Origin of the sequence: Prochlorococcus sp. MIT 0701, assembly GCF_000760295.1 — a bacterium.
Taxonomy (GTDB): Bacteria; Cyanobacteriota; Cyanobacteriia; order PCC-6307; family Cyanobiaceae; genus Prochlorococcus.
The window spans coordinates 374,662-387,268 of the sequence record NZ_JNBA01000039.1; the positions used below are offsets into that span (position 1 = coordinate 374,662).

The 12,607-nt window shown below is 51.0% G+C and carries 12 protein-coding genes; 1 reads left to right on the forward strand and 11 read right to left on the reverse strand.

Going from position 1 to position 12,607, the window contains the following annotated elements; all coding sequences use genetic code 11:
* Positions 1 to 115: 115 nt before the first annotated feature.
* Entirely contained in the window at positions 116 to 601 is a 486-nt protein-coding gene (locus EV12_RS12120) for a 6-carboxytetrahydropterin synthase (protein WP_036915634.1), read from the forward strand.
* 49 nt (positions 602 to 650) lie between these two features.
* On the opposite strand, the gene clpB is transcribed toward EV12_RS12120, so the two are convergent.
* The 11 genes from clpB to EV12_RS12170 all read right to left on the reverse strand — a co-directional run bounded on the left by clpB (position 651) and on the right by EV12_RS12170 (position 12,581).
* Positions 651 to 3,242, reverse strand: coding sequence for an ATP-dependent chaperone ClpB (gene clpB, locus EV12_RS12125; protein WP_036915637.1), 2,592 nt, complete (start codon positions 3,240 to 3,242; stop codon positions 651 to 653).
* Positions 3,243 to 3,663: 421 nt separating this feature from the next.
* Complete coding sequence (locus EV12_RS14975) at positions 3,664 to 3,879, reverse strand: Nif11-like leader peptide family natural product precursor (RefSeq protein WP_072014317.1); 216 nt, start codon at positions 3,877 to 3,879, stop codon at positions 3,664 to 3,666.
* A 209-nt stretch (positions 3,880 to 4,088) separates the two neighbouring features.
* Complete coding sequence (gene petE / locus EV12_RS12130; RefSeq protein ID WP_036915640.1) at positions 4,089 to 4,448, reverse strand: plastocyanin; 360 nt, start codon at positions 4,446 to 4,448, stop codon at positions 4,089 to 4,091.
* Between the two features lie 28 nt (positions 4,449 to 4,476).
* Positions 4,477 to 5,484 (reverse strand): NAD-dependent epimerase/dehydratase family protein, encoded by a 1,008-nt coding sequence (locus EV12_RS12135; RefSeq protein WP_036915644.1) that lies wholly within the window; start codon positions 5,482 to 5,484, stop codon positions 4,477 to 4,479.
* Positions 5,481 to 6,539 carry a uroporphyrinogen decarboxylase gene (gene hemE / locus EV12_RS12140; protein ID WP_036915646.1) on the reverse strand — a complete coding sequence of 353 codons (1,059 nt, stop codon included), beginning with the start codon at positions 6,537 to 6,539 and terminating at the stop codon, positions 5,481 to 5,483. The genes EV12_RS12135 and hemE overlap by 4 nt, the downstream gene beginning before the upstream one ends.
* Before the next feature lie 109 nt (positions 6,540 to 6,648).
* A complete protein-coding gene (glgB, locus tag EV12_RS12145; RefSeq protein ID WP_036915649.1) occupies positions 6,649 to 8,919 on the reverse strand; it encodes a 1,4-alpha-glucan branching protein GlgB in 2,271 nt (756 codons plus the stop codon).
* Positions 8,920 to 9,019: 100 nt separating this feature from the next.
* Positions 9,020 to 9,787, reverse strand: coding sequence for a DUF3887 domain-containing protein (locus EV12_RS12150; RefSeq protein ID WP_036915652.1), 768 nt, complete (start codon positions 9,785 to 9,787; stop codon positions 9,020 to 9,022).
* The gene (locus tag EV12_RS12155) at positions 9,742 to 11,385 is read right to left on the reverse strand and encodes a CocE/NonD family hydrolase (RefSeq protein WP_036915653.1); all 1,644 of its coding nucleotides are present in this window, start codon (positions 11,383 to 11,385) and stop codon (positions 9,742 to 9,744) included. The genes EV12_RS12150 and EV12_RS12155 overlap by 46 nt, the downstream gene beginning before the upstream one ends.
* Entirely contained in the window at positions 11,375 to 11,641 is a 267-nt protein-coding gene (locus tag EV12_RS12160; RefSeq protein ID WP_036915656.1) for a hypothetical protein, read from the reverse strand. The genes EV12_RS12155 and EV12_RS12160 overlap by 11 nt, the downstream gene beginning before the upstream one ends.
* A gap of 66 nt (positions 11,642 to 11,707) precedes the next feature.
* On the reverse strand, positions 11,708 to 12,112 hold the full coding sequence (locus EV12_RS12165; RefSeq protein WP_036915659.1) for a DUF4332 domain-containing protein: 405 nt from the start codon (positions 12,110 to 12,112) through the stop codon (positions 11,708 to 11,710).
* Positions 12,102 to 12,581 carry a Ycf51 family protein gene (locus EV12_RS12170; protein WP_036915662.1) on the reverse strand — a complete coding sequence of 160 codons (480 nt, stop codon included), beginning with the start codon at positions 12,579 to 12,581 and terminating at the stop codon, positions 12,102 to 12,104. Before EV12_RS12170 ends, EV12_RS12165 begins: the two co-directional genes overlap by 11 nt.
* Between the last annotated feature and the right edge of the window lie 26 nt (positions 12,582 to 12,607).

Consider the following 12,607-nt stretch of genomic DNA (forward strand, 5'->3'; position numbering starts at 1 on the left):
TCGTCGCTTAGGCTGATCCGTATAGTCACATAGATCGATTCACGACATCAAAGTCACTCTCTACTCATAATTTCAAAACACACGCCAATTTCAGCAACTCTCTGGATGAACGACCGTGACTAAAACACTCAAAAATTCTTACACTTGTAGCAAGAATTTTGCTGGATATCCTTGCTGTCATCGTCAATGGCGTCATCCAGGGCACTGTCGATTCGTGCATGGCTATAGCCGCAGTTTTACCTTTTGGTTTGCAGCTCAAGAGCTTGACCCCTACGGGTTTGTCGTCGATTTTTCCAGTCTTAGGCCCCTGGAACAACAACTCAACAACCAATTCGATCACACCTTCCTCGCCAATGCTGATGATCCGCTCCTCCCTCAATGGCAGAGCCTGAATGATCAAGGCGCTATCGATCTAAGGGTGATGGACAATGTGGGCATGGAGTCCAGCGCAGCACTGGTTTGGCAATGGGCCAATGCCCTTCTGCTTGATCGAGATGCTGGGCGCAGCTGTTGTTGGCGGGTAGAAGCGCGTGAGAATGAGGCCAATGCAGCTTGCTACGAAGCAATACCTCAGTGGTATGCGACCAAAACTATGCTCTGATCAATTTGCCCGATCAACTCCCCTGGTGGGCGCACTAATGAAAGGAGGATTAGCGGAAGCTCAGATGCTCCTGATCCACATCCACATGCACAATCTGACCGTCTCCATAAAGGCCCGCCAGGATACTTTTGGCTATTGGAGTTTCAAGCTCGCGTTGTATCGCTCGCTTGAGGGGTCTGGCCCCATAAACAGGGTCATAGCCAGCATTGGCGAGCCAATCAGCTGCTGTATCACTGATCTCTAGGCCAAGCTTGCGATCGCCAAGACGCTCACGCAGCCGATTGACCTGAAGGGCAACGATCTGACGCAGTTCCTCGCGCCTGAGGCTATGAAAGATGATTGTTTCATCCAGGCGGTTGAGAAACTCAGGCCTAAAATGAGCATGCAAAGCATCATGAACTCGACGCTCCATTTCCCCGTATTGACAATCATCCCCTGCCAAGTCGAGGATCGACTGGCTGCCAATATTACTCGTAAGAATTAGCACCGTATTTGTAAAATCAACTGTGCGACCCTGACCATCGGTGACACGTCCATCATCGAGGATCTGTAACATCACATTGAACACATCTGGGTGTGCCTTCTCCACTTCATCGAACAGGATTACCGCATAAGGGCGTCTGCGTACGGCTTCGGTGAGCTGTCCACCGGCTTCATAGCCGACATAACCTGGAGGTGCTCCGATCAGTCTGCTTACACTGTGCTTCTCCATATACTCAGACATATCGATTCGTACCAAGGCAGCCTCGCTGTCAAACAGTTGAGAGGCCAATGCCTTGGATAGCTCCGTTTTACCTACACCAGTGGGGCCTAGAAATAAAAAACTTGCGATCGGGCGGTTGGGATCACTTAAACCTGCCCTGGAACGCTGAATCGCATCCGCAACAGCTTGCACAGCCTGTTCTTGGCCAATCACACGTTGGTGAAGTTCTTTTTCAAGTCCAAGTAGTTTTTCCATTTCCGACTGCACAAGCTTGGCGACTGGAATCCCAGTCCATTTAGCAATGACATCAGCAATATCGTCTTCCGTAACCTCCTCTCGCAGCAGTGATTTATCGCCTGCATCTTCATCTTGGGCCAGGGCAGTTTCTTTCTCGGTGAGTTGTTTCTGCAATCCCGCCAGAGTTCCATACTCCAGTTCAGCTGCTTTGTTGAGGTCGTAGCTACGCTTGGCTTGCTCAACTTGCAATTGCACCCGTTCGATTTCTTCTTTGAGCGAAGAAAGGTCGTCAATCGCACCTTTTTCTTGTTGCCACTGTGCATTGAGCGCGCTTTGTTGCTCTGCTAATTCAGCAAGTTCGCGCTCTAGTTTCTCCAACCTTTCCTTACTAACGGAGTCGGACTCACGTCCTAGGGAAAGCTTCTCCATCTCGAGCTGCAAAATCTTGCGATCGATTTCATCAATTTCCTCCGGCTTGGAAGTGATTTCCATTTTTAATCGTGCAGCAGATTCATCCATCAAATCGATGGCTTTGTCTGGCAAAAAACGATCGGCAATATATCGGCTGCTGAGCACAGCTGCAGCAACTAGGGCGTTGTCAGCAATGCGCACACCATGATGCACTTCGTAGCGTTCTTTAAGACCACGCAGGATGGAGATCGTGTCTTGCACTGTGGGTTGATCCACAAGCACTTGTTGGAATCTTCTTTCTAGAGCGGGGTCTTTTTCAATATGCTGTCGGTGCTCGTCGAGGGTCGTTGCACCAATGCAGCGCAGTTCCCCTCGAGCCAGCATTGGCTTGAGCAAATTGCTTGCATCCATCGCCCCACCGGTGGCTCCAGCTCCTACCACGGTATGGATCTCATCAATAAAAAGTACGATTTGTCCTTCAGATGCGGTGACTTCTTTGAGCACTGCCTTGAGTCGCTCTTCAAATTCACCTCGATATTTCGCCCCTGCAATCAAGGCACCCATATCAAGAGCGATTAACTGTCTGTTCTGTAGGGCTGCAGGTACATCGCCGTTAACAATCCGCTGTGCGAGGCCTTCAACAATTGCGGTTTTTCCCACCCCTGGCTCCCCAATGAGGACAGGGTTGTTTTTGGTGCGCCTGCTAAGAATCTGAATCGTGCGTCGAATCTCATCGTCCCTTCCGATTACAGGGTCGAGTTTGCCTTCACGAGCAGCGGCAGTCAGGTCTCTGCCATATTTTTCGAGAGATTCGTAAGTTCCTTCTGGGTTCTGATCGGTCACCTTCTGGTTTCCGCGTACCGCGTCAATTGCAACCTTTAGTTTGCCCACATCCACGCCCGCTTGATTGAGCAGCTTTCGGCCGCAACGATTGTCCCCGGCTAAGGCAAGCAACAGATGTTCAATCGAGATGAAGCTATCGCCAAAAGCTTGCTTATGTTTCTCAGCTTGATCAAAGAGATCATTGACTCCTTTGCCCAGATAGACAGAGTCTGGCGTGGCCTGCAAAGTGGGCTGTTCCTGCAGGTGTGCCTCTACGGCTGTTTGCAAATTGCCGATCGAAACACCTGCTTTTTCTAGGATTCTCCCTGCTAAGCCGTTTTGCTCTAGCAGCGACAACAGCAGATGCTCTGTTTCCAGTTGCTGCTGCTTGCGTTGTTGGGCAAGTTGTTGGGCCAAAACGATTGCTGCCCAGCCTTTTTCGGTAAATTGATCCGCCTTAGGTTGCATGTGGTCTTTTACGTTGAGTCAACCGTATGTCGACTAACCAATAGTGCCAAGCGGCAAACCGTTCTGATTGGTACGGCTCTTTCGGCAGAGTGTGGTAAATACCACCCTGAGGCAAATCAAAACTTACTGCTAGATTCGTTATCAATGGCTGTCATATATGCATTAAGGCGTTTAATTACTGGCTTCAAGAAGCTTATAGATCAACCATCTAAATAGGATTAGACCATCTCTTCATAGCTTAATCTTTGACCATTCTCTTGATCCAAATAACACAGCCAACCCAACATTCACCTTGCCCTTTGCGTTAAGGAGAGTGTATTACTACTTACACTAATCATACTTATAACTTGATTTAACATAAGCGCTGTAATCTTCAACAACTTCGCCCATAAATCCTTGAAGCCAATTGGATTGAAGTGAATTACTTGCGAATTGGAGAGATTTTGCTATTTCTAAACCAATCTTCTATCCGCTGTGACTCGACCTCATTTTGAAAGTCGCAAAGCTTGACAGTAAAGCCATAATCTGTAGCTATATCTATTAGCTCCTGATAATTAGAGCAATTTTTCAACTTGCTTCGCAGGCTTAAACTATGCTCAGCAGCATGGAGAAGATTAGATAATCCTTCTCGTGTCATTGCGGCAAGCGAATTACGACTCTGATGCTACATCCAAGCTTTAATGCCTGCAAACCTGAGAGAATCCTTTGCATGCTTGCATGATTGATCAAACTTATGTCATCAAATAAAAAGGCTGAGGCAACAAAGCAAGGATTGTCACCTCAGGTTTGATATTTTTAGGATCTTTAAAACTTACTTATCGGCCAGTCAATTCAATTCAATTCAATTCAGTTAACAGTAACCGTTCCAACCATGCCAGCTCCACGATGGGGCTCACAGTAGAAATCGTAGGTGCCGGCAGTTGAGAAGGTTTCTTCCCAAGACTCACCAGGTGCAAAAGCTAAATCTGGATGGCTTAACTCATCGTGGCCTTCAAATACAGCGTTATGTGGGGCCAGATTATTGTTGACGAACTTAATCGTGTCTCCTTCTTGAATCGTTATAGAGCTGGGATCGAAAGCAAGCATGCCTGAATCGCTACCTAGCTTCACTTCAGTAGTGGCGGCCTGAACGGAAGAGACTCCAAGTCCAATTACCAAGAGCAGGGTGCAGCAAGCTGCAGCAATAGAGCGAAGCATTGAGGCCATGAGGGCTTACATCGTGTCTGAGAACACTTTACCCCTGATTATGAACTTTTCCTCGCCGAGGCAGTCCTGAATCTGCCAACACTGCTTTAAGTGTGGCGGCATAACTGTGACCTCCGAAACGTTCTGGTGTAGTAATTGGATCATGCACAAAGTGCCGTTGCTTGATACTGAAGCGATCCCAGGCATTGATTTCGATCGGTAGCACCTTGATCAGAGCCTCAATCAGCCAACCCCAGAGGGGTAGACCAGGCGTCTGCCTGAGCCCACACCAGCGACAAAGAGTCGCTACAGCTTGATTCACAGAGATCGCGGGTTGGCCCATAACCAAACGCCGAACAGCTCCCTGCCCAGCCTCGCGATTGGCATGATGGGGGGTCGTTGCCAAGTGGCCACAAATCCAAGCAATATCTGCTGCGTGAATGAAATGAAAGCTGGCATCAGCCCTTAGCCAGCGTGCCAACCAAAGCCAGCGGCTTGCCTCTGCTAACCCTTCAGTGAGATAGCTGGTAGGGAATGGGCTCGTGCCATCAACCCTTCCCCCGAAAACGAGCGTAGGGAAAACAGCTACGATCCGATCTGCTAACGGATGATGCTCCAGGTCCTGGAGGCACTGAGCCTTGGTTTGAATGTATTCAGTGCCATATGAGAGAGCTTCTGGCAATGGCTGGAGAGCCCGGTTGAGGATGCTTGCCGTAGAGAAATAGGTAATCTGCTCAAGAACCTCTGGATTGAGAAGCCCAAGCAGAGTTTTAACAGCCACAACATTCACTTGATGGGCTCGCTCTGGATCCCCCCAGGCCGTTGCTGTATGAATCACACGGCTGACCGTGGCTAACTGTTCAGCAAAACAATGGGGATCACGTAGATCTCCAACCAGTAGTTGTACACGTGGGTGTTGCGGTGAGATGGCCATGAGTTTGGCCGGATCTCTTAGCCAGAGAAGTAACTCGGCATCGGAGTTTTCGAGTAGCCAGGCGGCTGTGTACTGCCCAACACAGCCGCTGGCTCCTGTTATCAGGATCCGGGCAAGAGTCAAGCGGCAGATCCGATCAGATTGTCAACAGTCTTGCCAGTTTCGAAGAACACCTTGGCATTTTCCTCAGGTGTTCCAGGCAGGATGCCATGGCCGAGGTTAAGGATGTGCCTGCGACCTCGAGCCTTGCGGACTGCATCAACAATTCGCTCTCGAATCGCTTCTGGTGTACCAAACAAAAGGCCAGGGTCAACATTGCCTTGCACACCTAAGTGCTCGGGAAGGCGAGCGCAGCCATCGGCCATATCAACAGTCCAGTCAAGAGAGATGATGTCGACACCTGTGCGCCCCATTCGTTCCAATACTCCAGCGCTACCAGAGATATAGAGAATCATTGGAGTGTCGGGATGAGTGGATTTCACCAGGTCTACGACTCTTTTTTGATAAGGCGCTGCAAAGGTGTCGTAGTCGATCGGGCTGAGCTGACCAGCCCAGGAATCAAACATCTGCACGACCTGGGCGCCGGCATCAATTTGATAACGCAAGTAGGTGGCAATCGATTCAGCGAAATGGTTGAGCAAACGATGCAGAAGATCTGGCTGCTGGAAAGCCATCGCCTTGATAACGGCGTAATTCTTGCTGCTTTTGCCCTCAACCACATAGGCAGCAAGGGTCCAAGGAGCTCCCACAAAACCCAACACAGCAGCCTTATTACCAACGCTCTCGCGCAAGCGTCCGAGCACCTCGCCAACAAAAGGCATGGTTGCGTTGGGTTCCAGTGGATGAAGAGCCTCAATTTGGCTGAGGCTACGAATCGGTTCTTGGATTAGGGGGCCCTTGCTTTCAACGATGTCGAAATCGATGCCCATGCCTGGCAATGGCGTGAGGATGTCTGAAAACAGAATCACCCCATCAGGCTGGAAGGCTTCAAAGGGCTGCATCGAGATCGCGTAAGAGAGATCTGGATTTTCGGAACGCTCTCGAAAACTGGGGTAACGGTCCCGGAGATCCCGGTAGACCTTCATATAGCGTCCCGCCTGGCGCATCATCCATACAGGGGTACGCTCGACCGACTCACCACGCGCAGCGCGTAGCAACAAGGGCTGGGAGTCGCTCATTACAAGAGTCAGGATCAGTCAGAAAACCTACCTGAAGGCCGTTGTTGTTAAGGCCATCAGTGATGTTGAGAACGCAGCTTCGTCACATGTCCATTGGCTTTGGCTGAATTCAAAGACTTCGCTTCGGGTCATGACGGAAGACCAGCACGCTCAGAGCTGGTAGGCAGAGTTCAAGAGACTGCTCATATCCATGAATATTGAATCCATCAGTGTTTTTACCGCCCATATTGCCGAGGTTTCTACCGCCGTAACAAGAACTATCCGTGTTGAAAACTTCCTCATAATAGCCACTAATAGGCACGCCAATTCTGTAATTTGAATGAGTTTGCGGGGTGAAATTGGCGACAACGACAAGCCAAGTTCCGCCACTACTTTCACGACGCATAAAGCTGATTACAGAATGACTATTATCATTGCAATCAATCCATTGGAAACCGTATTGATCAAAGTCATCTTTCCATAGAGCAGGCTCGGCTTTATAGAAAGTGTTGAGGTCATCAACCAATCTCTGCAGACCCTTATGAGGATCATGTGTCAAGAGCTCCCATTGCAGATCTCCCCATACATTCCATTCCGATCGTTGACCAAATTCCATTCCCATGAAGATAGTTTTCTTGCCTGGGTGGGTCCACATGTAGGCAAGCAATGCGCGAACATTTGCACATTTCTGCCAGTCATCTCCTGGCATCTTATGGAGAAGGTTACTTTTACCATGAACAACCTCATCATGACTAAGTGCCAGCATGAAATTTTCGGTGTAGGTATACCAGATAGAGAAAGTGATGTTGTTCTGGTGAAACTGCCTAAACCAAGGATCTAACTCGAAATAATCGAGCATGTCATGCATCCAACCCATATTCCATTTAAGGTTGAACCCCAGGCCGCCCATATCAGTGGGCTGAGTAACCATGGGCCAAGTTGTTGACTCCTCCGCAATTGAAAGTGCTCCAGGAAAATGCTGGAAGAGAACGTGATTGGCCTGTTGGAGGAATCGAACAGCTTCTGTATTTTCTCGCCCTCCATCTTCATTGGCAATCCATTCTCCATCAGGTCGAAGGTAATCGCGATAAAGCATCGAAGCCACCGCATCAACACGAATGCCATCAATATGGAATTGCTCAAACCAATACACAAGATTGGCAACGAGAAAGTTGCGAACCTCGTTGCGGCTGTAGTTGAAGATCAACGTGCCCCATTCCTTGTGTTCACCAATGCGTGGATCGGAATGTTCGTAAAGATGAGTTCCATCAAAGAAGGCCAGGCCATGATCATCCTTAGGGAAATGGCCTGGCACCCAATCGATAATCACACCTAGACCTTCGGCGTGGCAGCGATCAACAAATGCACGGAATTCATCCGGACTTCCAAATCGGCTGGTGGGTGCATACCACCCTGTGACCTGGTATCCCCATGAGCCATCAAATGGATGCTCTGAGATTGGCATCAGTTCGATGTGGGTGAATCCCCGATCTTTCACGTAGGGGATTAACTGGTCGGCTAGTTCGGGATAAGTCAGGAGACGAGCTCCAGGCTTCATATCAGCAGCGGGTACAGGCGCCCGGGGGGTGCCATCCACTTCGATATACGGTTCATCTGCTGCTGCATGAATCCAGCTGCCTAGATGCATTTCATAGACAGAAATCGGCTGATCGAGAGCATTACGGCTATCCCGTTGCTGTAACCATTGCGCGTCCTGCCATTGATAGCGATCAAGCCTTGCCACTACGGAGCTTTTCGCTGGGCGCACCTCGTGCTGGAAACCATAGGGATCAGCTTTCTGATAGCAATGGCCGTCTTGGGTTCGGATTTCGTATTTGTAAAGGGTCCCTTCTTTAAATCCAGGGATAAATAGCTCCCAAAGACCTCCCTGGCGACGCTGCATCGGATGATGACGTCCATCCCATCCGTTTAGATCACCGAGAACAGCCACACTGCATGCGTGGGGTGCCCACAGGCAGAACATCACTCCTTGAACACCGTCACGCTCAATCAGATGGGCGCCCATGCGTTGCCAAATGTGGTGATGATTGCCCTCCGCAAAGAGGTGGCGATCCATCTCCCCCATCCATTCATCTTGAAAGGCCCAAGGGTCGTGCTGCTCATGCTCGATCCCTGCGCGTTTAACCCGCAGCTGGTATGTGCGGCCGGGATCTTGGTTGAGAGGCGCTTCGAAGATCCAGGAGTGATTGGTCGTTGTCATGGCAGTCGTTCTGCCATCACAGAGGAGCTCTACTTGGCTTGCCTCTGGCATCCAGATCCGCACGATCCATTGCCCCTCATGGGATTGAGGACCAAGCACCGAGAAAGGATGGTCATGGCGGCATTCAGCAAGTCGTTGGCCGTCTTGAACCACCCAGTCGAGGGCAACACTGGTGGTCATGGGGCAAGGACATCGATGGCCGGGAGCTTAGGTCGATTCATGGACCTCAAGGGCAGACTGAGCACCAGAGTGAGCAGTTGAATCAGCGAACGCTGATCAATCAGACCAGATCAGCTGAGAAATCCACGTTGATGATCTCCCCTTGACTGTTGAAAATGACAAAAAGGTTGTCTATTAAATCGCCGAACTCAATGGTCACCAGAACAAGCTGCTGTTCCCCTCCTTGGCTAGCAACAATCGCATCTTTCACCTTTTGGAAACCTCCAGTAACGCGGTTGAGTTTTGTCCACTTGCGTTGCAAGTCTTGTGGTTTCAACTCCTGTTGAAAGCTCAGTTCAAGAAAGGAACGTGCAGCGATCCAGCGAGCAGATACCAAATCGTTAACGAAATCAATGGCTGATTGCTCGATCGGCAATGCTTGACCACTCCATTTCCATGCGATCAATTTCCCTTTCTGATCGAGAACCATGATCAAGGGGACGTCTCCGTTAATGGTCTCAACCATGGCGTCGACAGTGGTGTCGTCTATCCCTGATGAGACGTCGACAATGCGACTTGACTTGACTTGAGGGCGCCTTTTCAGACGTTGTTGGATCCGTTCAGTGGTGGTGCTGCTGCGCAGGGCTTCTGAAAGTTGGCCATAGATGGTTTTGGCGTCTTGCACCACTAATGCCCTGAGCAGGATTTGCGCTGTTTTTGTCGCCTCAGCAGGGCTCAAGGTGGTCTTTTGAATGCTCTCCTGCGCTGCCACAGTCGGAAGGGTTAGTGCACTCAGGCCCATGGGCAATCCAAGGGATAGGCTCAGCAGGCAAACAGACAGCTTCAAAACTCTTGGGGCAAATCGAAATCTATTTTGCCGGAGTTCCATGGCAAAAGCCTCAACTTGGATCCATTGAGCTGCAGTGTCATGGTCACCACTTGGCAATGGGGTCCTGGAGGGCCACAGGGTTGACGGTCGTGGCCTGGGTTGACACCGATGGCCGGCCAGGCTGCGCCTGCCAGAGATAGCCGCAGATGTTCTCCTCGCTGCAGGTCTGCAAGTATTGGTTGAAGTTTCACCTTGCGCGGCAGCATGCGCAGGGCCTGCTCTCCTTGCACACGCAGAAAACCTGTTGAGAGTTGCTTCACCTCGCTCTGGCTGCGATTAACAATGGAAAGGGCAACGCAAAGGTCAAATCCCGGTTGATCTGACTGCACGGTCAGCTGCAGTAATGGGATCCCATTCAATTGGAGAGCTTCCTGAAAAGCAGTGCTGGTGAAGGTGGCCACATCGGCGCGCTGGTCCACGGCGCTGCGCTCAGCAACTCCTGGTTTTGGGCTGAGATGTCCTCCCACTGCTTGAACAGGTCGCCAAGGGTCATGGACCACATAAACCACGCCGCCACCTTTCTTGTTCTGATGCAGGGTGCCTTCTGAGGGGTCCAAGCAGGCCATCCCTCCACTGACAAGACTCCAGCCGGCATGGGCTGATGTTGTGGTCTGGGTGGGGCTTGCAAATTTCTGCCAAGAACAAGACGTGATATTCCAGATCCGCCCATGGGATCTTGAATTGGTTGAGGCTTTCGAAGATTGCAGATGGCGATCAAAGAACTCCAGCTGGAGTTGCTGTGCATCAGGCCACCACTGCAGGTGAGTAGCTGGACCGATGTGAAGTTCTGGACTACCACCTACTTGGATTGATCGTTGATAGAGATCAAGCAGGCCATTCAAATGGGGGTCCCACCAGCCACCCAGAAGCAGCATCGGTTGACGAAGCCAGGAATCCAAGGGCTTGTGTACAACCCAGCCTTGATCGTTTTGGCTCGATTGATGTAGCCATCTCAAGGTCATTCCATCGGGATCGTGGCGTTTCAGAAGTACCGGACCCTCATACAGGTAGCTGTCGTCTTCCAAACTGCGGCGAAGCTCTGTCCATGCTTCCCAGTTGCCACAGCGACGAGCTTGTAGTGCTGCAAGTTGCAGCCCCCAGGCCAAGCCAAGATGCCACCAGTGAGCACCTCCATCACAACTCCAATGGTTGCGCTCATCAACTCCTGCCATCGCTGGTGCCAGACAATCCGGTGGCGGCGTCCCGGGTTCGGCAAGCAGCTGTGTTAGGCCCTGATAAGAAAACCCATAGGTTCCAAGGAGGCCATTGCATTCTGGTAACTCCCGAACCCATGCATGCGTCTGACTGGTATCAGAAGCTTCTTGAAGGAAGCCATTGAAGTGGCCTTCGGAATCCCCTTGACCACGTACGTCCTGGACCACGACCAGATAGCCGTGACTTGCCCACCAACCAGGATGGATGTAAGTCACAGTTGAGGCGAGCGCACGTCCGTAGGGCTGACGCATCACTAGCGCAGGCCAGGGTCCCTCACCTTTCGGGACCCATAACCTGGCAACGAGCTTGACCCCATCAGTGAGTGACAGCCAGGCATCGTGCCAGTTCACGGATCCAGAGCTCGTTCGACCTTCAACGCACATCCGGGCAGTTCATTCCAATCACATAGGTGGCCAGAATCTCAGCGTTATTGGAGCTGAGATTGCGTTGGCGGGCGACTTCTGAGATCGCTTGAGATGAGTAAGCAGAAACCCCTTTGGTATTGAGAGCCTTAAATTGACCGCACAATTCGCGCGCTTCGCCCGGGTTGTTTTTGACGCTTTCAAGAAGGCTGGACTGCGCCTTGATATCCGAAGCACTTGCAAGGGCTACGACGATCAGCACTGGCAAATAGCGCATTGGTCTCAAAAATGCACGCTTTCATCATTTGAGACACTCTTGGCGGGGTTGTGTGGCTTCGCTAGGTCAGTTCTGCAGTTGCCTAGTACGAGCAAGCTGTATCCAGCGATTCGCCATAGCAAGGTCCACGCTCGATTGTCGATGGTTATTGAGTTGGCGTTGTAACCGTCCCGTCTGATGCACGACATCCTGTGGAGTCGCAGCGGCCAAAGCGGCTGCAGTGGCTAGCCCGGAGTGGATCAGCAAGGCAGCATCCGCCAGTTCTAGATCTAGATCACAAACAAGTGCAGCCATGCCTCGCAATCGTTTCAGGTTGCGGGTCGTAGCAAGCCCTCCCTTAGCAAGTCGGTTGAGTTCCTGGTTCTCGAGGCGTTTCAATGCGCTCCATGTTGTGATCCCTGCGGCCACGAGCAGTGCTTGTTCGTCACGAAAGCTCTGAGGTAAATCTCCCAAAGGTTGATCAACCTGCATCGCTTTTTTCGGCTAATGGCAGCGTGATGTTCTGACGCAAGTCGCGTATGACTTCACCGAGGATGACGGGTTGACTAACACCCTCTCCAGCCGATTCCAGTCTGCGTAGCCGCACATGCACTTCGCCACCGTTATATCCACCGCTATGCAGGTTGCCTGCTAGTTGCTCCAATGTGGCTTCGACCGCTTCATCCGGAAAGTCGTCAGGTGCCTGGGCAACAACAAGGTCCGTGCTGTTGTCAAATACCACGGGTACCACAAGAGCTCCTTCCACCTTGAGGGGGGGGGTATAGCTCACTCCAAAAGCCCAGCAGCTTGCCAAAAGAAGAAGGGTGAAGCTGGTAACTCCCACCAACCGGAAGCGTTGTACCCAACGCACCAAGAAAGCAATCAGGGTGATTACGCTTAGGGCTAAGCCTGACCAGGCAAGCCATCCGGTTGCGGTTTCAATCAGCTCTGGAATGGACATGGACTGGTGAACCTCAGGAGAACTAC

What these genes read in the sequence shown, in the direction of transcription:
- clpB (WP_036915637.1), bottom strand. Translation starts at nt 3,242, where the DNA reads ATGCAACCTAAGGCGGATCAATTTACCGAAAAAGGCTGGGCAGCAATC.
- EV12_RS14975 (WP_072014317.1), bottom strand. Translation starts at nt 3,879, where the DNA reads ATGACACGAGAAGGATTATCTAATCTTCTCCATGCTGCTGAGCATAGT.
- petE (WP_036915640.1), bottom strand. Translation starts at nt 4,448, where the DNA reads ATGGCCTCAATGCTTCGCTCTATTGCTGCAGCTTGCTGCACCCTGCTC.
- hemE (WP_036915646.1), bottom strand. Translation starts at nt 6,539, where the DNA reads ATGAGCGACTCCCAGCCCTTGTTGCTACGCGCTGCGCGTGGTGAGTCG.
- glgB (WP_036915649.1), bottom strand. Translation starts at nt 8,919, where the DNA reads ATGACCACCAGTGTTGCCCTCGACTGGGTGGTTCAAGACGGCCAACGA.
- EV12_RS12150 (WP_036915652.1), bottom strand. Translation starts at nt 9,787, where the DNA reads ATGGAACTCCGGCAAAATAGATTTCGATTTGCCCCAAGAGTTTTGAAG.
- EV12_RS12155 (WP_036915653.1), bottom strand. Translation starts at nt 11,385, where the DNA reads ATGTGCGTTGAAGGTCGAACGAGCTCTGGATCCGTGAACTGGCACGAT.
- EV12_RS12160 (WP_036915656.1), bottom strand. Translation starts at nt 11,641, where the DNA reads ATGCGCTATTTGCCAGTGCTGATCGTCGTAGCCCTTGCAAGTGCTTCG.
- EV12_RS12165 (WP_036915659.1), bottom strand. Translation starts at nt 12,112, where the DNA reads ATGCAGGTTGATCAACCTTTGGGAGATTTACCTCAGAGCTTTCGTGAC.
- EV12_RS12170 (WP_036915662.1), bottom strand. Translation starts at nt 12,581, where the DNA reads ATGTCCATTCCAGAGCTGATTGAAACCGCAACCGGATGGCTTGCCTGG.